This is a genomic window from Mycoplana sp. MJR14 (genome assembly GCF_029210525.1).
In the GTDB taxonomy this organism is placed as follows: Bacteria; Pseudomonadota; Alphaproteobacteria; order Rhizobiales; family Rhizobiaceae; genus Mycoplana.
In genome coordinates this window covers 165288-190094 of the sequence record NZ_JARGEO010000001.1, presented here as the reverse complement: position 1 = coordinate 190094, position 24807 = coordinate 165288, and the positions used below count along the sequence as shown (strand labels likewise).

General features: G+C 64.6%; 21 protein-coding genes, 1 tRNA gene, 1 pseudogene and 1 other annotated feature. Of the genes and pseudogenes, 11 read left to right on the top strand and 12 right to left on the bottom strand.

Annotated elements, in window-relative coordinates; genetic code table 11:
- Positions 1-352 precede the first annotated feature (352 nt).
- The 4 genes and pseudogenes from P0086_RS00915 (at position 353) to P0086_RS00900 (ending at position 5550) form a co-directional block, all read left to right on the top strand.
- Positions 353-1670 (top strand): annotated as a pseudogene (locus P0086_RS00915) (IS3 family transposase).
- Positions 634-750 (top strand) — a sequence feature (AL1L pseudoknot). (Overlaps the previous pseudogene by 117 nt.)
- 1021 nt (positions 1671-2691) lie before the next feature.
- Complete coding sequence (locus tag P0086_RS00910) at positions 2692-4701, top strand: AMP-binding protein (RefSeq protein ID WP_275782095.1); 2010 nt, start codon at positions 2692-2694, stop codon at positions 4699-4701.
- Positions 4702-4830: 129 nt separating this feature from the next.
- Positions 4831-5319 carry a hypothetical protein gene (locus tag P0086_RS00905; protein ID WP_275782094.1) on the top strand — a complete coding sequence of 163 codons (489 nt, stop codon included), beginning with the start codon at positions 4831-4833 and terminating at the stop codon, positions 5317-5319.
- Positions 5320-5476: 157 nt separating this feature from the next.
- A tRNA-Gly gene (locus tag P0086_RS00900) sits at positions 5477-5550 on the top strand.
- A gap of 119 nt (positions 5551-5669) precedes the next feature.
- Here P0086_RS00900 and P0086_RS00895 read toward each other — a convergent pair.
- The gene (locus tag P0086_RS00895; RefSeq protein WP_275782093.1) at positions 5670-7586 is read right to left on the bottom strand and encodes a glycosyltransferase; all 1917 of its coding nucleotides are present in this window, start codon (positions 7584-7586) and stop codon (positions 5670-5672) included.
- Positions 7587-7772: 186 nt separating this feature from the next.
- On the opposite strand from P0086_RS00895, the gene P0086_RS00890 reads away from it, so the two are divergent.
- Positions 7773-8573 carry a transporter substrate-binding domain-containing protein gene (locus P0086_RS00890; protein ID WP_275782092.1) on the top strand — a complete coding sequence of 267 codons (801 nt, stop codon included), beginning with the start codon at positions 7773-7775 and terminating at the stop codon, positions 8571-8573.
- A gap of 58 nt (positions 8574-8631) precedes the next feature.
- Here P0086_RS00890 and P0086_RS00885 read toward each other — a convergent pair whose 3' ends face one another.
- The 5 genes from P0086_RS00885 to P0086_RS00865 all read right to left on the bottom strand — a co-directional run bounded on the left by P0086_RS00885 (position 8632) and on the right by P0086_RS00865 (position 12099).
- Positions 8632-9045 (bottom strand): tellurite resistance TerB family protein, encoded by a 414-nt coding sequence (locus P0086_RS00885; protein WP_112596087.1) that lies wholly within the window; start codon positions 9043-9045, stop codon positions 8632-8634.
- 12 nt (positions 9046-9057) lie between these two features.
- A complete protein-coding gene (locus tag P0086_RS00880) occupies positions 9058-9918 on the bottom strand; it encodes a hypothetical protein (protein ID WP_275782091.1) in 861 nt (286 codons plus the stop codon).
- A 16-nt stretch (positions 9919-9934) separates the two neighbouring features.
- Positions 9935-10597 (bottom strand): helix-turn-helix transcriptional regulator, encoded by a 663-nt coding sequence (locus tag P0086_RS00875; RefSeq protein WP_112596095.1) that lies wholly within the window; start codon positions 10595-10597, stop codon positions 9935-9937.
- 97 nt (positions 10598-10694) lie between these two features.
- Positions 10695-11585, bottom strand: coding sequence for a DMT family transporter (locus P0086_RS00870; RefSeq protein WP_275782090.1), 891 nt, complete (start codon positions 11583-11585; stop codon positions 10695-10697).
- Between the two features lie 88 nt (positions 11586-11673).
- The gene (locus tag P0086_RS00865) at positions 11674-12099 is read right to left on the bottom strand and encodes a hypothetical protein (protein ID WP_112596100.1); all 426 of its coding nucleotides are present in this window, start codon (positions 12097-12099) and stop codon (positions 11674-11676) included.
- 414 nt (positions 12100-12513) lie between these two features.
- Here P0086_RS00865 and P0086_RS00860 point away from each other — a divergent pair, with 414 nt between their 5' ends.
- Positions 12514-13392, top strand: a complete 879-nt coding sequence (locus tag P0086_RS00860; RefSeq protein ID WP_275782089.1) for a DMT family transporter — start codon at positions 12514-12516, stop codon at positions 13390-13392.
- Between the two features lie 103 nt (positions 13393-13495).
- Here the strand turns inward: P0086_RS00860 and P0086_RS00855 are convergent, their stop codons facing one another.
- The 3 genes from P0086_RS00855 to P0086_RS00845 all read right to left on the bottom strand — a co-directional run bounded on the left by P0086_RS00855 (position 13496) and on the right by P0086_RS00845 (position 15648).
- A complete protein-coding gene (locus P0086_RS00855) occupies positions 13496-13849 on the bottom strand; it encodes an EF-hand domain-containing protein (RefSeq protein ID WP_275782088.1) in 354 nt (117 codons plus the stop codon).
- Between the two features lie 16 nt (positions 13850-13865).
- Positions 13866-14114, bottom strand: a complete 249-nt coding sequence (locus P0086_RS00850) for a hypothetical protein (RefSeq protein ID WP_275782087.1) — start codon at positions 14112-14114, stop codon at positions 13866-13868.
- Between the two features lie 367 nt (positions 14115-14481).
- Entirely contained in the window at positions 14482-15648 is a 1167-nt protein-coding gene (locus tag P0086_RS00845; RefSeq protein ID WP_275782086.1) for an acyl-CoA dehydrogenase family protein, read from the bottom strand.
- A gap of 134 nt (positions 15649-15782) precedes the next feature.
- Here P0086_RS00845 and P0086_RS00840 point away from each other — a divergent pair, with 134 nt between their 5' ends.
- The 4 genes from P0086_RS00840 to P0086_RS00825 all read left to right on the top strand — a co-directional run bounded on the left by P0086_RS00840 (position 15783) and on the right by P0086_RS00825 (position 18688).
- On the top strand, positions 15783-16475 hold the full coding sequence (locus P0086_RS00840; RefSeq protein ID WP_112596384.1) for a helix-turn-helix domain-containing protein: 693 nt from the start codon (positions 15783-15785) through the stop codon (positions 16473-16475).
- A 113-nt stretch (positions 16476-16588) separates the two neighbouring features.
- Positions 16589-17644: a Tim44 domain-containing protein gene (locus tag P0086_RS00835; protein ID WP_275782740.1), complete on the top strand. Its 1056-nt coding sequence runs from the start codon at positions 16589-16591 to the stop codon at positions 17642-17644.
- Positions 17645-17818: 174 nt separating this feature from the next.
- Positions 17819-17953: a hypothetical protein gene (locus P0086_RS00830; RefSeq protein ID WP_275782085.1), complete on the top strand. Its 135-nt coding sequence runs from the start codon at positions 17819-17821 to the stop codon at positions 17951-17953.
- A gap of 237 nt (positions 17954-18190) precedes the next feature.
- Complete coding sequence (locus P0086_RS00825; protein ID WP_112609210.1) at positions 18191-18688, top strand: DUF6790 family protein; 498 nt, start codon at positions 18191-18193, stop codon at positions 18686-18688.
- Between the two features lie 47 nt (positions 18689-18735).
- Here the strand turns inward: P0086_RS00825 and P0086_RS00820 are convergent, their stop codons facing one another.
- A complete protein-coding gene (locus P0086_RS00820) occupies positions 18736-19785 on the bottom strand; it encodes a helix-turn-helix domain-containing protein (RefSeq protein ID WP_148178237.1) in 1050 nt (349 codons plus the stop codon).
- Between the two features lie 208 nt (positions 19786-19993).
- Between P0086_RS00820 and P0086_RS00815 the strand changes: the two genes are divergently transcribed.
- Positions 19994-21070 (top strand): class I SAM-dependent methyltransferase, encoded by a 1077-nt coding sequence (locus P0086_RS00815; RefSeq protein ID WP_275782084.1) that lies wholly within the window; start codon positions 19994-19996, stop codon positions 21068-21070.
- Positions 21071-21098: 28 nt separating this feature from the next.
- Here P0086_RS00815 and P0086_RS00810 read toward each other — a convergent pair whose 3' ends face one another.
- Together P0086_RS00810 and P0086_RS00805 are read right to left on the bottom strand one after the other, a co-directional pair.
- Complete coding sequence (locus tag P0086_RS00810) at positions 21099-23309, bottom strand: 3-hydroxyacyl-CoA dehydrogenase NAD-binding domain-containing protein (RefSeq protein WP_275782737.1); 2211 nt, start codon at positions 23307-23309, stop codon at positions 21099-21101.
- 186 nt (positions 23310-23495) lie between these two features.
- Positions 23496-24704 carry an acetyl-CoA C-acetyltransferase gene (locus P0086_RS00805; protein ID WP_275782083.1) on the bottom strand — a complete coding sequence of 403 codons (1209 nt, stop codon included), beginning with the start codon at positions 24702-24704 and terminating at the stop codon, positions 23496-23498.
- Positions 24705-24807: the final 103 nt, after the last annotated feature.

The following is a 24807-nucleotide window of genomic DNA, read 5'->3' as shown; positions in this document are numbered from 1 at the left end:
CAAGCACCGGCATCGCAGGCGGCTGCTTCAGTATCTCTTAGGTGATTCCGCCAAGGATCCATTCACGCGACCGAGAATGGCGGTAGGCAACCACAGCGATCATGTCCGCGGCGATGTCTGCCGCATACTGCTTCAACACCGTGGCGACTGGCGAGCATCCGCTGGCAAACGGTCGACGGTGACCTTGACGCCGGTGCTCCAGCAGGAACAGGGTCAGGCGACATCGCGTCCGGCCTGCTCAGCCTCACTACCAGATCTGTGATCACACGCCAATTTCCCGTCATACAGCTCTCTCAGACTGAACCGCACCGGGTTTGCCGGAGGCTCCAACTTCTGAGACAGTGGAGCCGATATGAGCAAGACAACGAACAAATTCTCACGGGAAGTCCGCGCCCGAGCAGTGCGGATGGTTTTGGATCACCAAGGGGAATATTCCTCGGGATGGGCAGCGGTTTCCTCGATCGCCGCCAAGATCGGCTGCACGGCGCAGACGCTCAATGAATGGGTGAAGAAGGCGGAAGTGGACGATGGTTCCCGGCCCGGGCTCCCAAGCGAAGTGGTCGAGAGGGTGAAGGCTCTGGAGCGGGAGAACCGCGAGCTTCGGCAGGCCAATGAGATACTGCGCAAAGCGTCCGCTTATTTCGCGATGGCGGAGCTCGACCGCCCATTGAAGCCATGATCTCCTTCATCGACGAACACCGGTCGGTATTCGGGGTCGAGCCGGTCTGCAGACTGCTGCCGATTGCCCCATCAACCTACTACGAGAATGTTGCCAAGCGCCTGGACGTGGACCGGTTGTCGGTCCGCGCCCGCAGCGATATTGCATTGAAGATCCAGATACGCCGTGTGTTCGAGGCGAACTTCCGCGTCTACGGCGTGCGCAAGGTCTGGCGGCAGTCGAAGCGGGAGGGCTTTGATGTTGCCCGCTGCACCGTCGCTCGGCTCATGCGATCGATGGGCCTTCAGGGTATCTCCGGGGCAAGCCGATCCGCACGACGTTTCCCGACAAGACGGCTCCGAGCCCGATCGATCGCGTGAACCGCCAGTTCAAGGCTCCTGCGCCGAACAGGCTCTGGGTTTCGGATTTCACCTATGTCGCCACCTGGCAAGGCTTCGCCTATGTGGCCTTCGTCATCGACGCCTTCGCGAGCAGGATTGTCGGCTGGCGCGTGAGCCGGACGGCGCATGTCGGGTTCGTCCTCGATGCTTTGGAACAGGCGCTTCATGAGCGGCGTCCCGTTCATGGCGGCCGCCGAATCACCACTCGGGCAGGGGCGTTCAATACCTGTCGATCAAGTATCAAGTATTCGGAGCGACTGGCCAAGGCAGGCATCGAGCCTTCCGTCGGAAGCGTCGAAGACTCTTATGACAACGCGCTCGCCGAAACGATCAACGGCCTCTACAAGGCCGCGGTCATCCATCGGCGCGGACCGTGGCCCAGCTTCGAAGCGGTTGAATTCGCCACGCTGGAATGGGTCGACTGGTTCAACCATCGACGGCTTCTGGAGCCCATCGGCAACGTCCCGCCAACCGAAGCCGAGGAGCAGTATTACGCCATGCTGCCATGGCTGCATAACTTAAACCAAACAGCCGCCGGCAAACCCGGCGCGGTTCACAGGCTTGATATGATGATCTCGGACCAGAATATCATCAGACACCGTAAAGAATAACTCATGCCTGCCTGCAGGCTGGCTGCATTGACTACATAATGATGAAATGCAATAGTATATACATTGGGGATGAAATATTTGATGCCTGCCGTAAAGACTGTTAACATGTTAATTCTATATCTATGATGATTTTTGTATTTTAATAATAGAATGTTGTTGTTAATAACTATTATGAGAACGTATGAATGTGTCTTTCAGATAGTAATGATATGAATGATATTCGTTTTATCATCTGATGTTTCCTGATGAGCTCGGAGTTGAAAAGACGAAAGAGATTGGATTTGTAACGAATTAACGACTTGTTCGCTGTTTGGCTGAACGAATTTGTCTTCGTCGTTGGCGGCTACGCCGGGCGGGGCATCGCCCGTGCTTGCCGGCCTCATATTTGGGAGAGGGATATGTTTGTCCGCCAGCGAATGTCGAGTGTCGTTCCTGCGGTGCACGGGGTTCAGTCAGGTATTGGCGCAGGAGGATAGGGGGGCGTCAGTGTTTGAAGGCTGTTGGGGGCGAGGCGAGGCCACTCTTCGATAGCGACCGTTTATCGTTTCGGACCACGATCGAACATATCTTCCGGACCGCAGCCGAGGCGGAGCAAGGGACGGATGCGCGGGCGCTTGCCACTTCGGAAAGCGAGGTGCCAACGCTTATTGCTGGTTCAGTCCGTTCTTTTAGTCAGGTGGCGAGGATAGACGACGGAGTGCGGAAATAGTGCGAGAACTCGCCCAAACGAAGCCGAAGTCCAACTCTCTCAGTTGCTGGCGAATGTGAACCCTGCCGGACCAATGAGTCGGATGGCGTCGTCTCTGCAAGTTGAAGGTATCTCTGCGAATACCATGTTTATCTAATTTTTTGATCAGTATTGAATAGAATTTTCGTACTGTTCATTCAGTAATCGTACTGCTGTTCTATAGAAATAATTTCATCAAGTTAATAAATAAAAAAATCATCCAAGCGGGTCAGTGCAGCGCTATTTCTCGATGATTTATCTTGGGGTTGCAATATATTTTGGAGGCTGAATAATATGTATAGGTTTAAGAAATTCTGGCTCTTCGAAGAATTTTCAGATGAGATGTGGGATAATCCTGCGCTCATATTCCCCGCCTCCGACTCCATTAGCTATCGGCAGCTTGACCAAATGGCAGACAGATGGCGGGAGCGCGTGACACAAAGCGCGAGAACAAGTCGCCCTTTGGTAGCCTTGGACTTTGTGACATCCCCGGAGGCCATTGCCGCCTATATAGGGGTTCTGCGAACCGGCTTTCCTTTGCTCGTTGTGGAGAAAGGGCAGCTGAACCCGAATACGGCTTTGTCCAATATCTGGCACCCCGACATCCATATCGCGTGCTCGGACACGGGGCTGGAGATTGTTCAGTCTGAGGTTGGGGGAGTATTGGGGGCCGGGTCGACCGAAGAGCCCGCAGCAGAGCTTGCGCTGCTTCTATCGACCTCGGGTAGCATCGGCGATCCGAAGCTGGTTCGCCTTTCGCGGGAGAATATCGCATCGAACGCCGCTTCGATTGCAGAATATTTGGATATAAAGGTCTCTGATCGTGCGGCAACAACGTTGCCACTCCACTATTCATACGGAATATCGGTCATAAATTCTTACCTCCTGGTCGGCGCTTGCCTGTTGATGACTGAACGTTCGGTATCTGAAGCGCAATTCTGGGAAGATGCGCGCCAGGCGCACGTGACAAGCCTCGCAATGGTGCCGCATCAAATCGAATTGCTGAATCACATGAGTCCAGAGGTCTGGAAACTGCCAAGCCTTCGCTACATGACGCAGGCCGGGGGTAAGCTGGCCCCTGGATTGGCGAAACGCTTTGCTGAAATGGCCACAGAGAACAAATGGCTCTTTTTTATCATGTACGGCCAGACCGAAGCCGCACCGCGCATTTCCTTTGTCCCTGCCGAAGATGTTGCGACTGCTTTTGACACGATTGGAAAGGCGGTTCCTGGAGGTCGGCTTTGGCTCGTCGACGATAGCGGCAAGGAAATCACGGGAACGGGCGTAGCCGGTGAGTTGGTCTACCAAGGGCCCAACGTTATGATGGGGTATGCGCAGAGCCGCGCGGATCTTGCGTTGGGAAAGGAATGCCTGGAGCTTCGAACCGGCGATATCGCTGAACGGACGCCAGGCGGTTATTTCCGCATCGTTGGCCGTCTGAAGCGCTTTGTGAAGCTTTATGGTTTGCGCCTCAGTCTTGATCAGATCGAGGCGGTTCTCAGCGACAAGGGAGTGGTCGCGAACGCGGTGTCGGTGGGCGATCGCCTCGTTCTCCTTCATCGTGATTCAAACCAAGGCGACGAGGTGGTGCAAATCGTCTGTGACGCCTATGCGCTTCCTCAAGATGCCTTGGTTGCTGGGCCGTTGGAAGAGTTGCCATTGCTGTCATCCGGCAAGCCCGATCAAAGGGCGTTGCGCGCAATTGCCGAGGAGTTGATCGCAAAAAATGACGTGGAGCGATTGAGTGCCCGATCAACCGAGAGCGTGGCGGATACACTGAAGCGTGCAACGCGTAGCCGCTCCGTCAGTGCTTCCGACAGTTTTACCTCGTTGGGCGGCGACTCTTTAAGCTACATTGACGTGCAGATGTTTCTTGAAGAGCGGTTGGGACAGGCCCCACAGGGTTGGGAAAACATGACGGTTTCTCAACTTTCCAATCTCTTGGCGGCTCCGGCGTCTGCCCGCAGTCGTGGTGTCGTTGGCATAGGATCGGATATCGTATTGCGCCTGGCGGCGATTACGATGATCGTCATTGGTCATGCAAGCGACTATTCGATTTTTTACGGCGGGACATGGATATTGATTCTTCTCATTGGTTTTTCTGCTGCTAAATTCCAGATAAAACAGATTGAAGAAGGTAATTACGGTAAGATAATTTTGAAGACTATGTATTTAATTATTCCATTGTATTACGTTTTGTTGATTTGTTATGGAATGATGCGGGAAAACGTCCCGCTGGACTATATATTGCTCGTAGGGAATTATAGAATTTGGAGTTATGGAACGTTGCTGGAACCGTATTGATTCGTATCTCTCTACGTCCAGATCGTTGTATTCTTGGCGGTCGTATCAATAATTCCCACAATGCGTCATTCGATAGAAAGATATCCGTGGGGTTCGGCGGCGGTTTTGAATTTATTTCTGATTGTTGTCATGACCGTTGAATATATACTGCAAGGTGAAATTGGAGGGGTGCCATACCACGTTGAACGAGGATTTGCTGAGTGTCTTTCTATTTTCGCCGCCGGATGGATGATCTGCAAGATGCGAGATGAAAAGACTGTTTTTGTCACGTTTATTCTGATCTGTGTCGACATGGTTCTTTTGATGGGACTCGGCATGCAGAAGTTTGTGGCGGCAAAATTAGCCGCCACTGTAGCGGTTCTCGCTTTCTACCCACAGTTCATGGCGCCACTGCCCCTCGCACGTATGTTGAGCCTCCTCGCATCCACGACGCTCTTCGTCTATATCATACACAATCCGATAGTATTTTTTGTTTCAAAATTAGGTATGTTTGAGGTGTTGAACGTGGTAATCGTAATCGTTTTGAGTTTTTCACTGGCTGTCGCAATGAAATATATCTTCGACATGCTGACGATGCTTATAATGAAGCGGTCTTTGCGTTACAGATCCGCGTTCTGAGGCGGGCTCAGGCGGCATTGCCTTGAGTTCGCATTGAACTTTGGGCGCGACAACGGGGGCGCGGATATCAGGGCCTCGAGCGGACGGCTTCGCACCCAGACGGTTCCCCACCCTTGACACGCCCGCCAATCTCGCCGATGACTTCCCCCGGCCATTCGCGGGTATGATGTAATGGTAGCCTGTCAGCTTCCCAAGCTGAACGCGCGGGTTCGATTCCCGCTACCCGCTCCAGCCCCCGCAGACCGCTTACTCCAGCCCCCTGCAGACCGCATCCCGCTTGCCGCCGGTACTGCGAGCCGCGTTTCCTGTGCGGTTTCATCCGCTGCGTCTTCCGAACATTGGCCAGGACCTCAGGGTGGAGGCATGGGATTTTCGGCATGGGCGCCGGCTGGCGACCCCGACATCCCTGATACCCCGGGCGATCCGGGGGCGACGGGGCGGTGGGCGGTCTTGTTCCAGAAGAAGGGGTCGCGGCGCAGTTCGGCCACGGCGCGCCAGGCGGCGAGCGACATCAGCATCCAGTAGCCGGGGACGAGGACCCAGCGCCAGCCGACCGCCCTGCGTTCGCGCGCGCGCATCGGCTTCCAGCCCAGCGCGATGAAGATGGCATAGCTGCCGAAGATGTTGGCGACATCGATGGCAAAGAGAAAGAGGGCCAGCGGCCCGACGACGAAGGGGCCGTCCGCGGCCACCGCGACCATGACCCGGACGACATGGGCGAGAAGGAGCGGATGGGCGAGGGCGGAAAGCAGCAGCCCCCCGATCAGCACCTGGAAGGCGGCAAACGGCAGCAGGCCCATTTCGGAGACGAGCAGGCCCGGCCGGCGCATCAGCACGAGCCAGGTCTGCAGCCAGCCCTTGAACCAGCGGGTCCGCTGCCCCAGCCAGGCGCGGGTATCGTCCGGCGCGTCCTCCAGCGTCGGCCGCCGCAGCGTGGCGCAGCGAAAGCCCATCCGGTGCAGCCGCATGCCGAGATCCGCGTCCTCGGTAACGTTGTACGGATCCCAGCCGCCGCAGGTCCTGAGAATGTCGGTGCGGAAATGGTTCGACGTGCCGCCGAGCGGCATCGGCAGCCGCCGGGCGGCGAGAAGCGGCAGGAGCCGCCGGAACAGGCCGGCATACTCCAGCGCGAACAGCGCGCTGATCCAGGATGACCGCCCGTTGGAGATGACGAGCGGCGCCTGCAGGCAGGCGACGTCCGGCGGCGCCGCGCGGAAGGCGGCCCAGGCTTCGCCGAGCTGGCCGGGATGCGGCCGGTCCTCGGCGTCGTAGACTGTGAGATAGGAGCCGCGGGCCGCGGGCAGGGCATAGGCGAGCGCGCGCGGCTTCGTCCGGGGACGGCCGGGCGGCACCTCGACGATCTCGTACTGTGCGCCGAGGTCGCGCCCGCGCAGCGCTGCGAGTGTCTCGGTGTCGTCGCCCTCGCAGATCAGCTTGATGTCGAGGCGCGAGCGCGGCCAGTCGAGCCGGTCGAGATGGTCGATGAGCTGCGGGACGACCTCCGCCTCGCGGTAGAGCGCGACGAACACCGAATAGACGGGCCGCGGCTCGGCGGGTGGCGGGGCAGGGGACGTCGCGCCGTCCGCCGCCGTGCCGAACAATGCGCTGAGCCGGATGACGAGGGCGGCGACGAAGAGCGCGCTGAGGACGAGATGCAGCGTCACGACGGCCAGCTCCGGCGCCAGCATGGCGGTGAAGACCGCCGCGCAGATGGCAGCGCCGGTATAGAAACCCTGCCGTCCCCAGAAGGTCACGCGGGCGCTGAATTCCGGCGCAGTCTCGAACAGGCCTGCCGTCGTCTCGCGGATGCGCCGCGCCGCGCCGGCGTGCCAGACGGCCTCCCGCATCGCCCGCGGCGTCGTCACCGCGAGCAGGTTTCGCAGCGCCGGCTGCCTTGCGAGCGTTTCCTGAAGCTGCGCCATCCGCGCGGCCGTCGGCACGATCGCCGTGATCGGCGGCCTTGCGCCGGAGGTCAGTCGCACCATCTGCGGCTGCAGCAACTGGGTGTCGAGCCCCGCCATGTCGACGACGCGGCCCGCATCGATCCGGCGCAGGAAGGCCAGGCCGAGCATTTCCGCCAGCGCCTCGTAGTAGATGTCGCTGCGAACCGGACCGGCGGCGATCAGCTCGGCCTCCAGGCTCGTCCGGTTCACCGTCGCCTTGAACAGGAGCTCGGATATCAGCGGCTTGCCGAAGCCGAGGCGCCGCAGCAGCCTCGCCTCCTCGAGGAGATCGGCGCGGATCGTCAGCGTTTCCGGCGACGCCAAGGGGCCGTCCACAGCACCTGGGATTGCGGTGGAAATGGAACTTTGATCGGGATAGTCTGCCAGTCGCATGCGGCCAGCGCCGCACGTCATGTAGCGGCGTCCCCTCTAAACCCCAAGTTGATATTTATGCGGAAACTCCGAAAAGCTTCAAGCGAAATTTTCGCAGCGCTCGCGCTATGCGTGTCGATGGGTTGTTCGGCCGCGGCCGCCGAGCCGGGGGCACCGGGCGGGCTGCCGACGAGCTTCGACAGCCGGGAGCGGATCGCCCGGCCGGACCTTTCCGGCCTGCCGCGGTTGCGGTTCCTGACGGCGGTCGATTTCCCGCCGTTCAATTTCATCGACCAGACGGGAAAGCTGGCCGGCTTCAACGTCGACCTCGTCCGCGAGATCTGCCGCGAGCTGGAACTGGCGGCGAAGTGCCAGATCCAGGCGCTGCCCTTCGCCGACCTGCGCGAAAGCCTCGAAAAGGACGCCGGCGAGGCGGTCGTGGCGGGAATAGCGGTGACGGCCGGCTTGCGGCGCGACTTCGTCTTTTCCCGGCCCTACCTGCGCCTGCCCGCGCGCTTCATGGTCCGCTCCGGCGGGAAGGCGACGACGGTCGCAGCCCTCGACGGCGCCGCCGTCGGCGTCGTCCGCGGCAGCGTGCACGAGGCGATGCTCGCCGCCTATTTCCCCGCGCAGCGACCGGTGCCGCTCGATAGCCCGGCTGCGGCGATGCTGGCCCTGAAGGAGGGCAAGGTCGATGCGGTCTTCGGCGACGGGATGCAGTTCGCGTTCTGGACGGTCGGCCCGCAGGCCGCAAACTGCTGCCGGCTGCTGCCAGGCGCCTATGTCTCCGAAGCCTTCCTCGGCGAGGGGCTGACGATCATGACCCGCAAGGACGAGCCCGTCATCGGCGGGGCGATCGACCATGCGTTGCTGTCGCTTGCCCGGAGCGGGCGGCTGGGGGAAATCTACCTGCGCTATTTCCCGGTCGACATCTACTGAGCGCCCGGAAAGATCTGGTCCGTCCGGCGGTCGACGGCGGGTGGCGGTGCCGTGCCGGTCACAGCCGGCGGAACCGGGCGATCGCCGCGCGCTCGATGGCCGCGCAGGTCAGCTTGTCCAGCTCCAGCCGATCGCGCAGCAGTTGCAGCAGGCGGATCTCCTCGTTGCGGATCCGGTGGTCCGCGGCGGCGATCTCGACCGCCAGCGCATAGGCCGTGTCGGCAAATGCGGCCGGCAGGCGATCGCGGATGACTTCGAGGGTAACGTCCAGCCCCTCGGGCGCCGAGAGCATCGCCGCGCATTCCTGGGCGAGCAGGATGATCAGCGAATCGTCGAAGCCGTCGAACACCGGCAGCGAGCGTGCCAGCCGGCCGATGCGGGCCAGTTCCGCGTCCGTCATCGCATTGTCGACGGCCGACATCATCACCATCACGTGGACGAGGGCTTCCTGTGGCGCGTGGGGACCGGTCATGGCAATCTTTCGTCAGGGCTGTTGCGGTAGGGTCTGGTTTGCGGGTTCGCCGCCGGCCGGCCGGTCGGGCCGTTGCGTCGCCTTGCCGCGCGGGTTCGGGCTGTGGAGACCGAGCCCGGCCTGCCGTGCGGCATCGGCCGCCTCTTCGAACGGCGATCCGGGCGCAGCCTCCGCCCAGCCATTTTCGGCAAGCCATTGCGACAGGTCCTTTCCCGCCACCGTGCAGCGCGCCGTCGCCGTGCCGCTCCATTGCTTGGCGGGCACGGCGCAGTCGATCGTGCGTCCGCGCACGAGGTTGGCGAAGGCGGTGCGCGCCATCCGGCCGCAGGGCCACCCTTCGCCGGCGCTGTCCTGACATTGCCGGTTGACCGCAACGGGAAGGACGCCCTCGAGTTCGAGCACCTTTCCGGCGATGCTGAAGCGACCGGCCGCAAGCACGATCGGGCGGGCAAACGACACCGGCGGCTCCGCCACCGCGGGCACGGCCGCGGCGTTGAACCGTGGCGTCGGCTGTGCCGGTGCAGCCTGGGGCTCCGGCGACGCCGTCTGCCCGGTCTCGCCTCCGGCACTGGTTCCGGCCGCGACGCCGCCCTGCTGCGCGGCCGGCATGGGCGGCGCCGGCAACTCTGGGGCCTGCGCCTGCGCCTGATCCGAATTCGCGCCGGAAGCGGCTGGCATGGGAATATCGTCCTCGCCGCTCTCGGCGGGAAACAGGCTGGCGTCGGGGACTTCGAGCGTGAAGTCCTGCCCGCCTGCCGCCTCGCGGCCGCGGATCTGGGCAGCGCCGATCATGACGAGGAGCGCCGTCAGCACGACGCAGCCGATGCCGCCGAAGAGGGCGCGGTTGGCGGACCCTGTCGCAAGGATGCTCAAGAAGACAACTCCCGTTTCACTGGCTCGCCCAGATGATCCGCGCGATCCAGTCGATCTCCTGGATGTCGAAGGTGCGGTTGGGATGTTCCGGATTGAGCGACAGCAGTTCGATCGAGCGCGGCGTCAGCCGGTGCAGCACCTTCGCCATCACCTCGCCGCCGTTCGTCCGGACGACGACACGGTCACCGCGGCGCACCTGCGCGCCCGGCTCCACGATCAGCATGTCGCCGTCCCGGTAGAGCGGCATCATGCTGTCGCCCTGGACTTCCAGCGCATAGACGCCCTGCTTGCGCTCGGGCGACGTCGGGAATTCGACCACGTCCCAGCCCTGGCCGGCCGGAAAGCCGCCGTCGTCGAAGAAGCCGCCGGCGCCGGCCTGGGCGAAGCCGAGCAGCGGGATCGATCCCGGCTGCGGCGGAAACGCGCCGTGCGGCAGGCCGCCGCCCTGGCCGTTGGTCTGCAGGCCGATGAATTCGTCGATGGTCGTCCCGGTCGCGTCGAGAACCTTGGCGATCGATTCCGTCGAGGGCCAGCGCAGCCGCCCGTCGGCGCCCAGCCGCTTGGACTTGTTGAACGAGGTCGGGTCGAGGCCGGCCCGCCGGGCCAGCCCGGAAGGTGAAAGCCTGTGGCGCTCCGCCAGCGCATCGATCGCCGCCCAGATCCGTTCGTGGGAAAACATCTCTTTCTTCCTGGTCCGCTCCGGCCGTGTCTGCCCGGATGCCGCGAGCATAGCGAAACGGCCGGCTGCAGTAAAGAAAAAAGGAATATAATCCTTTCTACGGTTTGTCGGGCGTTCCCGCCTTGCGTCGAGCGACGACGCTTTCGCGCCAGATCGTGAAGATGCCGGCGCCGACGACCATCACCGAGCCGATCAGCATGTTCGGGGTCAGCTGTTCGCCGAAGACGGTGGCGCCGATCAGGGCGCCCAGCACCAGCTGGAGGTAGGTCAGCGGCTGCACCGCGGCCGCGTCGAGCAGGTCGTAGGCGCGGATCAGGAAGTAGTGGCTGGAAATGCCGGTGGCGCACAGGAGCGCCATCCAGACCCAGTCGACGGGTGCAAGCGCCGTCCAGTAGAACGGCGCGGTGAAGGAAAGCACCACCGCGCCCGCCACGCCCGTATAGAAGAAGCTCGTCGCGGCGGAATCGTCGCGGCTGACGAAGCGGGTGGCGATCACGTAGAAGGCGAAGAGCACGGCGCCCGCGAGCGGCACGATCAGGATGGGGTCGATGCCGTCTGCGCCGGGCCCGAGAATGATGATGACGCCGCACAGTCCGAACAGGATCGCGCTCCAGCGCCGCCATCCCACCTTCTCGCCGAGAAGCGGAACCGACAGGAGCGCCACGAACAGCGGCGCAGCGGCGAATATGGCCTGGCTGTGGGCAAGCCCCACCATCGTGAAGGAATTGATGATGACGATGATCTGCACGGCCAGCAGCATGCCGCGGGCGATCTGCAGCACCGGTCGCTTCGCCGCTGCGGCCGCGCGCAGGCCGCCCTTGGAGCGGGAGGCCATCAGGACCGCAAACGCACCGAACGCCCAGAAGCGGATCATCGTGATGAAGACCGGCGGGTAGAGCCCGCCCAGATGCTTCGATATCCCGTCCTGCAGCGCGAAGATGGCGATCGCCAGGAGCGTGAAGATGTAGCCGGTGCGTTTGGAATCCATATCCCGCCATATACCGCGGCGGGCTGATTTGCATGCACAATCGCGCATTGCAGCAATGCGGCCGGGCGGGGCGACCGCCCGGATCCGCTCAGCCGCGGCGGTATTCGAGCACGTCGATGCGCATGTTGATGGCGTCGATCACCTGCCGGTGCAGGCGCTTCTGGTTGAGGCTCATCGTGCCCATGCGCAGGTCGCCCGTCTGGGCCTCGGGCAGGAACTCGCAGCGCGCGATGTTGGCGCCGTCCGGGCCGAAGCGGATGATGCGGGTGTTCGCGTCCGGGCTCTCCGCAAGCCGGATGTTGACTGCGCCCGGCGCCAGCCGCTTGACCGCATAGGCGCAATAGGCCTCGCGGCGGATTTCGGTGAGGCTGACCTTGCCGGCGGCGATCCGGGGGGCGAACGTGCCCGGATGCGCGGAAAGAATGGTGAAGCCGCCGCTGACCGTGACGATCGCGGCAAGCAGGAGCCCGCTGACAAGCGCAGCCCTTGCGTCCTTTCTGGATTCGTACGTCATGTGTCCCGTTCTCCTTCCGCCTGTCGCGTGCGTCAGGAGCACGGCATCGGCGGACTATCCCTGTTCTTCGATCATGAATTCCTGCATTCGCGTGACGTCTCGGTCGACGCACTCGTTTCATTGGTCTCGCATCTGGCGCGATGGTCGCGGCTGCCAGGCAGCCCGCATGTGCCATCAACGGTGCTGCGCCGATGTTTATTCGCGCATTCTAATTTTTATGAAGAAATATTTTCAGAAATCGCCGGTCACGGCTGGTTCCTGCGTAACAGGCTATTCAGGGCGGGTGCCGCGCACGGGTCGGTGGGGTGCGGAGGCGCCGACCACCAGGATCATCGGCCGCCCCCCTTTCGCAACGGCGCGGCCGGCGCTATCAGAGGGGAATGGGTGCAACTCCTGCGCCCGGAGTGACCCGCCGTGCAATCGCTTCCCCTGGTCGGCATACTGCTGACGACGCTCTCGTTCTTTCTGTTCTCGCTCCAGGACGCCTCCGTCAAATGGCTGGTCGCCACGCTGCCGGTGTGCCAGGTGCTGTTCATCCGCAGCGTGACCATCGTCGCCATCTGTGCCGCGATCGGCCGGGGGCCCGCCTTGCGCCGGGCCTCCGGCTCGCCCGTCCTGTGGCCGATGCTGTGGCGCACGCTGCTGCTCCTGGCCGCCTGGCTCTCCTACTACACGGCGGCGCGCGATCTCGGTCTGGCGCAGCTGACGACGCTCTACTATGCGGCGCCGATCGTCGTCACGGTGCTGGCCATGCCGGTTCTCGGCGAGACGGTGCCGCCGAGCCGGTGGATCGCGGTGCTGACGGGCTTCGTCGGCGTGCTGGTCGCCTGCGATGTCTTCGGCCAGGGGCTCGCCGTCTCCTGGCCGGTCTATCTGGCCCTGCAGGCCGCCGTCTTCTGGGGGATCGCCACCATTCTGCTGCGCAAGACCGCGCTGGAGGAGGGCACGTTGGTGCAGATGCTGATCTCCAGCGCCCTGTTGATGGTGTTCACCGGCCTTGCCCTGCCGTTCCTCTGGCAGCCGATGAGCCTGTCCGAGCTTGCGCTGATCGTCGGCACGGGCGTGCTTGCGGGTGTCGGGCAGTACGCGCTGTTCGAGGGCATGCGACGGGCGGAAGTGTCGCTGCTCGCCCCCTTCGAATATTCCTCGCTGATCTGGGGATTCCTGCTCGGCTTCCTGATCTGGCACGAGGTCCCGTCGGCAAACGTCTTCGTCGGCGCCGGGCTGATCATCGGCGCAGGCGTCCTCGTCATCGGTGCGGAACGCTCGGCTCGCCGCGCCGTTCAGTCCTGATCGTGACGACCGGAGGTCGTGCGCCGCGCCGGCAGCCGGGATGCGGGGCCGGCTCCGCGAACGTGCGGAGCCGCGCCCGTCGTCCGCTACTGCAAGGCCCCGTCTACTGCAGGGCCCCGTCGCCGCTGCGGTCGGCGGCTGCGAAGTCGGCCATCACCCTGTTCATGAACTCGGCCTGGCTGATGCTGCCGTTAGCGTCGCCGTCGGTGGCCGAAAACTGCTCCACCGTCAGGATCGTTCCGACCTCGGGCTTGCTCAGCCTGCCGTCCTTGTTCTTGTCGAGGCCGGTGAAGGCCGCAGCCATGAACGTCTGGTATTCGCTGCGCTGGACGGTCCCGTCCTTGTTGGTGTCGAGCTGGTCCTTGTGACCCTGGTGGATTGCAGCCGTCTGCGCCTGGGCAAACGACAGAGTGCACTGGCAGGCCACGAAAGCCGCCACCAGAACTGCCTTGTTCATCATCTGTCCTTTCCGCCTATCTGCATGCCAGGCGATTGCCGAGAACACCGCCGACACCGATACCGCCGCCGATGGCAGCGATCTGGCCGGTTCCGGCGCCGATCGTTGCGCCCACCATGCCACCGACGATCGCTCCGCCAACCGTTCCGGCCACGCAGCCGAATTCGGCATTGCGGTCGATGACGCTGTGGGAAACCGGTTGCGACTGGCAGGCTGACAAGGCGAGCGCGGCACAAATTACGACAGTTACGGTACGCTTCTTCATTTTAACCTCCAAGTGTACTTCTACGTTTCTCACGTGGAGCCGTGGCCGTGCCGCGCATGAAAAAGAATGAGATTGTGTGGACCCCGTATTTCCCTTCAGCAACGGCTTGATGTGATCGTATGCTGGCAGCGAGAGCTGACGGTGAGAACACCGAAATACATAGAGCGAGCGCGTGGGCGTCGCTTCCCAGTCTGAATCCACGCCGGAAGCGGGGTGGAACCGGCATCCTACAGTCGGCCATGGGCGATGGCAACTCCCACAGGAGGCTGAGCCGGCCTACCCCCTTGGGCGCTTCGACCCGGGCCAACGTGGCGTCATTCAACCGGCACGGCGGCCTCTCCCGATTGCCGGAAGAGGCCGCGCAGGTTCAGAAGATCGTCGCGACGGGCAGTCCCAGTGCCATCGCGCCGGCATATTGCGCCTGCGGACCGGGCTGCAACGGATGGAACCGTGCACCTTGTATGTCGCGGAAGCGCCGCTCGAGACCGGCCGCGCGGTAGAAGCCGGCGCCGCCGGAGAGTTCCATCGCCAGTTCCACGGTCTCGATCGCGTGCCGGGCGACGAGCGAGCGGCCGATCATCACCTCGTTGACGGTCTCCGCCGACGGCGCATTGCGCTCGACGATCTCGATCATCCACCGGTGCGCGAGCTGGGCGGCCCGCAGCGATGTCTCCATCCGCCCGGCGATGTCGAGCAGGCCGGGTGCCGGGCGCTTCCGGCGCGCCAGGTCGAGCGCGATGTCGCGTGCGCTCTCGGCAACGCCGAGATAGACGGCGTAGATCAGCGGGAATGCCGTGGTGGCGATGATCTGGAACACCGGGTGCCATTCCCCGGCGCGGCGGCTGAAGGCGACGCCGGCATCCGGCACGAACAGATCGTCAATGACGACGTCGTTGGATCCGGTGCCGCGCATGCCGAGCGCGCGCCAGGTCTCGACGACGCTGACCTCCGGCGCCTTCATCGGCGCGGCGAAATGGATCACCGCGTCCGGGCCTTCGCCGGTCTCCAGGATGGCGCCGGTCATCAGCAGATCGCCGGCGACGGCTCCCGACGTGAAGGTCTTGCGGGCCTTGATCCTGTACCCGCCCTCCACCTTCACCGCCTTGCCGGAGCCGCCGATCCAGTCCGAGCCGCCGCTGGAAAGCAGGATCAGGCGCTCCGCCGCCACGCGCTTCAGCAAGGGCTCCACGGCGGCGACCTGCTGGTGGCGCCAGCGCCAGGCCGGGATCGCCACCTGGTGGGTGTGCATCGAAAAGGCGAGCGCGGTGGACGAGCAGGCGTGCGCCATGGTCCGCAGCATCTCGGCGAGCGTGCGCACGTCAGCGTCCCCGCCGCCGAGCGCCCCCGGCACGCCGGCCTCCACCAGGCCCGACTGCTTCAGAAGTTCGTAATTCTCCGCAACGAAGCTGTCCGCCTCGTCGAAGCGTGCGGCGCGCTCCGCCAGGACGGGCGAAATCGTCCGGGCAATTTCCACCGGATCGAAAGCGGGCCGATCGTTGCCAGCGTTCGACGGTACGTTCATGGCCGTGTTCATGGCGTCCTCCTCGAAAGAATGGCGACAGGGTCCTACCAAAGCGCAATCCCGTCCAGTTCAGGAACTGTACTACCCCCGTGGCTGCTGCGCCCAGTTTACACTATGATGCCGGAAGACGTTGCCGGATGACGATCATGGACCAGCATGGAAGTTACGGCCAGTTCTGCCCCGTATCGATGGCCGCCGAAATCCTCTGCACCCGCTGGACGGTGCTGATCCTGCGCGAGCTTCTCTGCGGGACGACCCGTTTCAACGACCTGCGCCGGGGCGTGCCGCGCATGTCGCCGGCGCTGTTGTCGAAGCGGCTGAAGGAGCTCGAGCGGGCCGGCGTGATCGTCGCCCGGCCCGGCGAGCGGGGGGTGACCGAGTACCGCCTCTCGCCCGCCGGCAGGGATCTGGAGCCGATCGTCATGGGGCTCGGTTTCTGGGGCCAGCGCTGGGTGGAATCGCAGCTCTCCCTGAAGAACCTCGACCCCTCGCTGCTCATGTGGGACATGCGCCGCAACCTGAACCCGCAGCCGCTGCCCTCGCGCCGCTGCACCATCCAGTTTCTCTATCCCGAGCTGCCGGAAAACCGGCAGAACTGGTGGCTGGTCGTCGATTGCGGCACGGTCGACCTGTGCGGGTTCGATCCCGGCTTCGAAATCGATCTGCTGGTCACGACGTCGCTTCGCAGCATGACGGCGATCTGGATGGGACTGTCGATGATCCGCCGGGAGGTCGATGCGGGAAATCTCGCCTTCGACGGCGACCCGGAGATCGCCAACGCCATGCAGCAATGGCTCGGCTTCAGCAAGTTTGCCGGCGCGCCGCGCAGCGTGGCCTAGCGGCATTCGCGGCCACAAATATGTGACCTGACCTTAAACTCGGCCTTTCGGAGCGCTATATGGACGCCGTGTGCGCCCTTCTGGCGCGGGAAGAGACGACGGGAAGAGTTGAGATGCAGCGTTTTGGACGAATTTTCGCAATGCTGGGCGTCGCCCTCATGGTCATGGTGACCGCGGTCGATGTCGCCGAGGCCCGCCGGGCCGGCGGCGGGTTCGGCAGCCGCGGCACCCGCACCTTCACGCCGCCGCCGGTCACGCGCACCGCGCCCACGCAGTCGGCGCCGATCGACCGGACGATGACGCAGCGCCCGGCCGGGCAGCAATCGACGCAGCCCCAGGCGGGCCAGCAGGCCAACCGGCCGTTCGGCCAGCGCCCCGGCGGCCTGTTCGGCGGCTTCGGCGGCGCGCTGCTTGGCGGCCTGGCCATGGGCGGCCTGATCGGCATGCTGATGGGCAACGGCATCGGTGGCGCAATGGGCTTCCTCGGCCTGCTGTTCCAGGCGGCCCTGATCTTCGGCGCCATCACGCTGGCGATGCGCTTCTTCCGTCGCTCCCAGCAGCCCGCCTATGGCGGCGCAGCCGGAAACGCGGCCTATCGCCAGTCTGACGCCGGCACGCCGTCCTTCAAGATTCCCAGCATCGGCGGCGGCGCCGGCAGCGGCCTCGGGGCTGCCATCGGTGGCAGCCTCGGTGCGGGATCGGGCAGCCAGTCCGGCGCCCGTCCCGGCAGCGCCGGCGGCCAATCGGCCGACGAGATCGGCGTCGGGCAGCAGGATCTCGATCAGTTCGAGACGATGCTCAAGGAGGTCCAGGCGGCCTACGGTGCGGAAGACTACGCGGCCCTTCGCAGCCTGACCACGCCCGAGGCCATGTCCTGGCTCGCCGAGGAACTGAGCGAGAATGCCACGAGCGGCGTCCGCAACGAGGTGCGCGACGTGCACCTGGTCCAGGGCGACGTTGCCGAGGCATGGCGCGAGGACGACGGCACCGAATTCGCGACCGTCGCGATGCGCTACGAGAGCGTCGACGTGATGCGCGACCGCGCCACCGGCCGCATCGTCAGCGGCGACCCGGACCATCCGAGCGAGGCCGTGGAGGTCTGGACCTTCCAGCGCAAGCCACGCGGCAACTGGCAGGTTTCCGCCATCCAGGGCGTCGAGGCGGCCTGACGGCTGATCGGGCCGGGCGGCGCATGAGAATTCCGGACAGGGGAATTTCGTGCGCCTCCGGCACTTGCCTTATGCGACGAACTGGCCTCATCTGACCGACGGCGGATTGTCGCCTGTGGCGCGGTTCTCAAAGATCCGCACCGCCTGATTGTTGATCTTCATTCGGAGAAATTGATGCCGTTCAAATCCATCCTCGCCGCCGCCATCGTGCTTGCGACGCTGGCGGGCTGCGCGACGAGTGCCGCCAACAACACCACCTATGCCCTTCCCGCCGATACCGGCGGCGGCGTTCGCATCCCGATCAACTGATCTTTTTCCGAACGGCTGCCGGGCGCCATGCACGGCGGCCGCCCCCGCCGGAGCAGCCCGCAGCGCTCCGCGGCGCCTTTCGTTCGGCGCGCCCTGCCTTTCCCTTGCCGACCACCCGCAAGCCAGCCCCCGGGCGCGGGGGCGGGATGAACGTCGCCGGTCGAACCGGCTTGGCAACACCCCTCCGCTCTGTCACCTTGCCGGGAAACGCCCGTCGAAACATCCAGAGGTGGTGCCATGGCAGATGCGATACGGCTGGTCCTGACCAACATGCCGACGGTCCTGTTCGTGGCAGCGCTGGCGATCGCCTGGTTCCGGCGGAACGGAACCCCTGCTGACCGCTTCCTCTCCTGGCTGCTGTTGCTGTCCGTCGGGGCAGAGATGATCTGGGGCGGCTTCTTCCACGTCTTCCTGCCGCAGGTGGCCGCAGCCCAGATCGGCTGGCAGGTGAGCCCGTTCCAGTTCGAGATCGGTGTGGCCGATCTCTCCATTGGCGTCGTCGCTGTCCTGTCGTTCTGGCGAAGCCTGTCGTTCAAGGCCGCCGTCGTCCTCTATGTCGTGCTGTTCAACATCGGTGTGGCGATCGGCCATGTTCGCCAGGCCGTCGTCAATGCCGATTACGCGCCGGACAATTTCGGCCTGCTTCTGCTGCTCACGGTCATCAAGATCCCGCTGCTCGCCTGGCTGCTGTGGAAGGCGCACGAGGAGCAGGGGACGGCGGTGAAGGCGCGCTGAAACCCGGCCGGCGACGGGGCCGGTGCCCCACGCCGAACGCCTCGTCCTCAGCCGGCCGTGCGCGGCCGGGCATAGTCGGGGATCCGGAAGCGCCGCCGGTAAGCCCCCGGCGAGAGGCCGGTCAGCCGCCGGAACAGGCGGCGGAAGAAGGCGGGATCCTCGTAGCCGACCTGCCAGCTGATCTCGTCGACCGGCGCCTCCGTACGCTCCAGCCGTCGCTTGGCATCCTCGACCCGGAGCCGCTGGACATAGGCGATCGGGCTCAGCCCGGTCGAGCGGGTGAAGCGGCGCTTGAAGGTTCTCTCCGTCAGTCCGGCCTTGCCGATCGCCTCCGCGAGCGGGTTGGCCACCGAGAAATGCGCGGCGAGCCACGCCTGGGCCGCCTGGATGGCGACGTCGCCATGGTCGCTGCGCCCTTCGAAGATCATGTAGGGCGCCAGCCCGTCCTGATGCCATTGCAGCGCAAAGAAGCGCGCGACGCCCTGCGCCGCCGTCGCTCCAACAAAACGGCCGATCAGGTACAGGACGAGATCGTGCCACGTCATCGACGCGCCGGAACTGATCAGTTCCTCATGCCTGCCGCAGACGACGAGAACGCGCTCGGGCTGGATCGGCACCTGCGGAAATGTCGCCGAAAATGCATCCGCATAGCCGAAGTGCACCGTCGCATCGACACCGTCGAAGAGGCCCGTCTCCGCGAGCAGGAAGAGGCCGGAGCAGGCGGAACACAGGAGCGCGCCGCGCTGGTGCATGCTGCGCAGCCATTCGACGAGTTCCGGATAGCGCCCCTTCTGCCAGCCGCCCGGTCCCAGGAGCAGCGACGGGACGATGATGATGTCCGTTGCCGCGAGCGTGTCGATGCTGCGTTGCACGGTGATGGGCAGGCGGCTGGCCAGTTCGAGCGGACCTGTCCTGCTGCCGACGATCTCGACCCGGAACGGAGGGGCGGGCACCGCCGTGCGCTCGCGGACCGGCGCCATGGCGAAGGCGTTCATCACGTCGAAGATGCCGCTCAACGTCGAGACGACCGCCTCGGGAAGGGCCACGAGGCTGACATGGAGCGGCTGCGGCGCCCTCGCTTCCGTTGCTCCCGGCATTGCAGACCTCGTCCTGGTGAAGCCGGGGGCCACCCTAGCACGGCGGCACCGGCCGTGACGATGGGCTGGCTAACCGGCTCGAAACGCCGCCCCGTGGCACGAACGGACCGGTTTTGGGCAATCCCGCTCTCACGCAGACAGCCTTCTGCTGGGATGATCCGCAAGACCGTTCAAACGGATTTGTCGAAAGGAAGAAGGAGACCGAATCGTGGAACATGTCCGCAACACGACGATCGACAGCGCCAGGCTCGATGCCCTGCTGTCGCGCGCGATAGGAGACCTGTCCGCCGGCTACGGCGGCGTCATGGTCAGCCTCGGCAATCGGCTGGGCCTCTACAGGGCCATGGCCGGGGCAGGGCCGCTCACCTCGTGGGAGCTCGCCAGCCGTGCCGGCTGCGCCGAGCGCTATGTGCGCGAGTGGCTCGGCTCGCAGGTTGCCGGCGGCTATGTCGACCATCACGCGAGCAGCAATACGTACGAGCTGACGCCCGAGCAGGCCCTCGTGCTCGCCAATGAGGACAGCCCCGTCTTCATTCCCAACGCCTGGGCCGTGCCGGCCTCGATGTGGGCGGACGAGGAGAAGGCGCTTCAGGCCTTCCGCACCGGCAGCGGCATCCCCTGGGGAGACCACGACGGGCGGCTCTTCTGCGGCGTCGCCGCCTTCTACCGCAATGCTTACGCGGCAAGCCTCGTGCCCGAATGGCTGCCGGCGCTGGACGGCGTCGTCGAAAAGCTGAACGCCGGCGGCCTGGTCGCCGATGTCGGCTGCGGTCACGGGCATTCGACGGTGCTGATGGCCAAGGCCTTTCCGAAGGCGCGCTTCCGCGGCTTCGACACGCACGACCAGTCCGTGGCCGAGGCCAGCCAGGTGGCCGCCGGGGCCGGCGTGGCGGAGCGGACGAGCTTTGCGACCGCCCGGGCCGACGACTACCCGGGCACCGGCTACGACCTCATCTGCTTCTTCGACTGCCTGCACGACATGGGCGACCCGGTGGCTGCGGCGCGGCACGCGGCCGAGGCGCTTTCGCCGGACGGCACCGTGATGCTGGTGGAGCCCTTCGCCAACGACCGCGTCGAGGACAACGTCTCGCCGGTGGCACGGATGTACTATGCCGCCTCGACGACGATCTGCTGCGCCCACGCGATCTCCGATGGCGGGCACATGGTACTAGGCGCACAGGCGGGGCAGGCGCGGCTGGCGGACGTCTTCCGCAAGGCCGGCTTCACCCGCTTCCGGCGCGCCCTGCAGACGCCCTTCAACCTCATCCTCGAGGCGAAGCTGTGAACGGCGGGGAGAATGCGTGGAGGCGGCCTCAGGCCGCCTCGCTTTTCGCATAGGGATCGAAGCGGCCGTAGAAGGTCTCGCCCTTGGCGGCCATGTCGAGCAGCAACGGCGTCGGCTTGAAATGGTCGCCGTATTTCGAAGCGAGCTTCTCGCACAGCGCCACGAAGGTCGAGACCCCCATGCCGTCGATGTAGGAGAGGGTGCCGCCGGTGTACGGGGCAAAGCCGAAGCCGAGGATCGAGCCGACGTCGGCCTCGCGCGGATCGGTGACGATGCCCTCCTCGACCGTGCGCGCCGCCTCCAGCGCGATCGTCACCAGGAGCCGTTCCTTCAGCACGCCGACGTCGATCTCGTCTGGCCTCTGCTGCGGATAGAGGTCCTTCAGGCCGGGCCACAGCTTCTTTTTCTGCGGCTTCGGCGGATAGTCGTAGAACCCCTTGCCGGCCTTGCGGCCCAGGCGTCCGTCTTCGACCATCTTGGTCACCAGCGCCATATGACGCGGATCGACCGCCTGCGGGCCGAGATCGGCAAGGGCCGCCTTGAAGATCTTGTAGGACAGGTCGACGGCGACTTCGTCGTTCAGCGACAGCGGTCCGACCGGCATGCCGGCCATCTTCGCCGCATTCTCGATCATCGCCGCCGGCACGCCCTCGATCAGCATGTCGTAGGCCTCGCCGATATAGCGGAAGACGCAGCGGTTGACGTAGAAGCCGCGCGTGTCGTTGACGACGATCGGCGTCTTCCTGATCGCCGCGACGTAGTCCAGCGCGACGGCCAGCGCCTTCTCGCCGGTTTCCTTGCCGAGGATGACCTCGGTCAGCATCATTTTCTCGACCGGCGAGAAGAAGTGGATGCCGATGAACTGGTCCGGACGTTTCGTGTTCCGGGCAAGCCCGGTGATCGGCAGGGTCGAGGTGTTGGAGGCGAAGATCGCGCCGTCCGGCAGCACCGCCTCGATCTTCTCGGCGACCGCCTTCTTCACCTCGCGGTCTTCGAAGACGGCCTCGATGACGAGGTCCGCGTCGGACAGCGCCGCATAGTCGGTCGTCGGCGTGATCAGCGACAGCAGCTTCTCGCCGTCTTCCTTGCCGATGCGACCCTTCGAGACGCTGCCGGAGACGAGGCCTTCGCAGACCGCCTTGCCCTTGTCGGCCACCTCCTGGTCGCGGTCGATGAGGACGACGGGGATGCCGGCTGCCGCCGTCACGTAGCCGATCGAAGCGCCCATGAAGCCGGCGCCGACGATGCCGACCTTCCTGAACGCGGTCTTCGGCACGCCCGCCGGGCGCCGCGCCCCCTTGCCCAGCTCCTGCATCGAGATGAAGAGCGAGCGGATCATCGAGAAGGCCTCGGTGGTCTGCAGGATATGGGTGAAATAGCGCTGCTCGATCTTCAGGCCCGTGTCGAACGGCACCTGCAAGCCCTCATAGACGCATTTGAGGATCGCCAGCGCTGCCGGATAGTTGCCGGCGGTCTCGCGGCGCAGGATCGCGGGCGCTGCCGGCCACAGCTGGGCCGAAGCCGGCGTCCAGATGCCGCCGCCCGGAACCTTGAAGCCCTTCTCGTCCCACGGCGCGACCGGCTTCAGCCCGTCCTTGATCATCTGTTTCGCCGCCGGGATCAGCTCCTCGGGGGCAACGACCTGGTGCACGAGGTTCATCGCCTTGGCGCGCGCGCCGGTCAGCGACGATCCGGTCGTCATCATCTGCAGCGCATCCTGCGTGTTCGCCAGCCGCGGCACGCGCTGGGTGCCGCCGGCGCCGGGGAAGATGCCGACCTTCACTTCTGGCAGCGCGATCTTGACCGACTTTGCATTCGAGGCGACGCGGCCGTGGCAGGCAAGCGACAGCTCGAAGGCGCCGCCCATGCAGGTGCCGTTGATCGCCGACACCCAGGGCTTGCCGCAGGTCTCGAGCTTGCGGTACAGGCCGCCCATCCGTCCGGTCAGCGCGAACAGCTTCTCGACGGCCTGCGCCGGGTCCTTCGCCTTCTCCTCGGCCTGGAAGCCGAACATCGCCTTGATCATCGAAAGGTCGGCGCCGCCGGAGAAGGTCGACTTGCCGGAGGTGAAGACCACGCCCTTGACGGCGGCATCGGCGACGGTCGCATCGATGATGGCATCGAGCTCGTCCATCACCTCGACGGTCAGCACGTTCATCGACTTGCCCGGCATATCCCAGGTGACAAGCGCGATGCCGTCGGCATCGGTCTCGATGGTGAAGTTCCTGTAGTTCATGATGGGATTCCTCTTCCCTCAGAAATCTTGCAAATGCGGCTGGTTGCCCCTCATCCGCCTGCCGGCACCTTCTCCCCGTGAACGGGGAGAAGGAACAAGCCGCGACGTCGCTTACTCCCCTCGCCCCGCTTGCGGGGAGAGGGTGCGCCGAGCGAAGCGGAGGCGGGGTGAGGGGCTTTCATGCGCTTTCTACACCCGCTCGATGATCGTCGCCGTGCCCATGCCGGCGCCGATGCAGAGCGTCACCAGCGCGGTGTTGAGGTCGCGGCGTTCCAACTCGTCCAGCACCGTGCCGAGGATCATCGCGCCGGTCGCACCCAAGGGATGCCCCATGGCGATGGCGCCGCCGTTGACGTTGATCCTGTCGTGGCCGATCTCGAAGGCCTGCATGTAGCGCAGCACGACGGCGGCAAAGGCCTCGTTCAGTTCGAACAGGTCGATGTCGGACAGTTGCATCCCGGTGCGCTTCAGCAGCTTCTCGGTCACGTCCACCGGCCCGGTCAGCATCAGCGCCGGATCGGAGCCGATATTGGCGAAGGCGCGGACGCGGGCACGCGGCTTCCTGCCCAGGATCGCGCCGCCTTCCTTCGAACCGAGCAGGACGGCACCGGAACCGTCGACGATGCCGGAGGAGTTGCCGGCATGGTGGACATAGTTGATCGCCTCGATCTCCGGATGGGCCTGGATGGCGACGGCCTCGAAGCCGCCCATCTCGCCCGGCATCTGGAAGGAGGGGGTGAGTTGCGCCAGCGCCTGCATGTCGGTTCCGGGCCGCATATGCTCGTCGCGGTCGAGGATGGTGAGCCCGTTGATGTCCTTCACCGGAATGACGGAGCCTGCGAAGTAACCCTTCTCCCAGGCGTTCGCCGCGCGCCTCTGGCTCTCCACCGCGTAGGCGTCGACGTCGTCGCGGGAGAAGCCGTACTTCGTGGCGATCAGGTCGGCCGAGACGCCCTGCGGCATGAAGTAGGCGGGAAAGTTCACGGACGGATCCATGAACCAGGCGCCGCCGGACATGCCGAGGCCGACGCGCGACATGCTCTCCACGCCGCCGGCGATGACGATGTCGTCCGCCCCTTGCGCGATCTTGCCGGCGCCGAAGTTGACGGCATCGAGGCCGGAGGCGCAGAAGCGCGAGATCTGCATGCCGGGTGCCCTGGTCGAATAGCCGGCCTCGAAGGCGGCGGCCTTGGGAATGACGGCGCCGGCATCCATCACCGGGTCGACGCAGCCCATGATGATGTCGTCGACCCTCTCCGTGTCCAGCCCGTTGCGGTCGCGCAGCGCTTCCAGCACCTTCGCGGCGAGGCGGACGGACGGCACCTCGTGCAGCGCCCCGTCCTTCTTGCCGCGCCCCCGCGGGGTGCGCACGTGGTCGTAGATGAAGACGTCGGTCATGTTATTTCTCTTCTCCCTGGGCGACGCCGAAGCGTCGTCAATCATCTGTCTGCCGATCTCTTGGCGCGTCGGCCTGCCCCTCATCCGCCTGCCGGCACCTTCT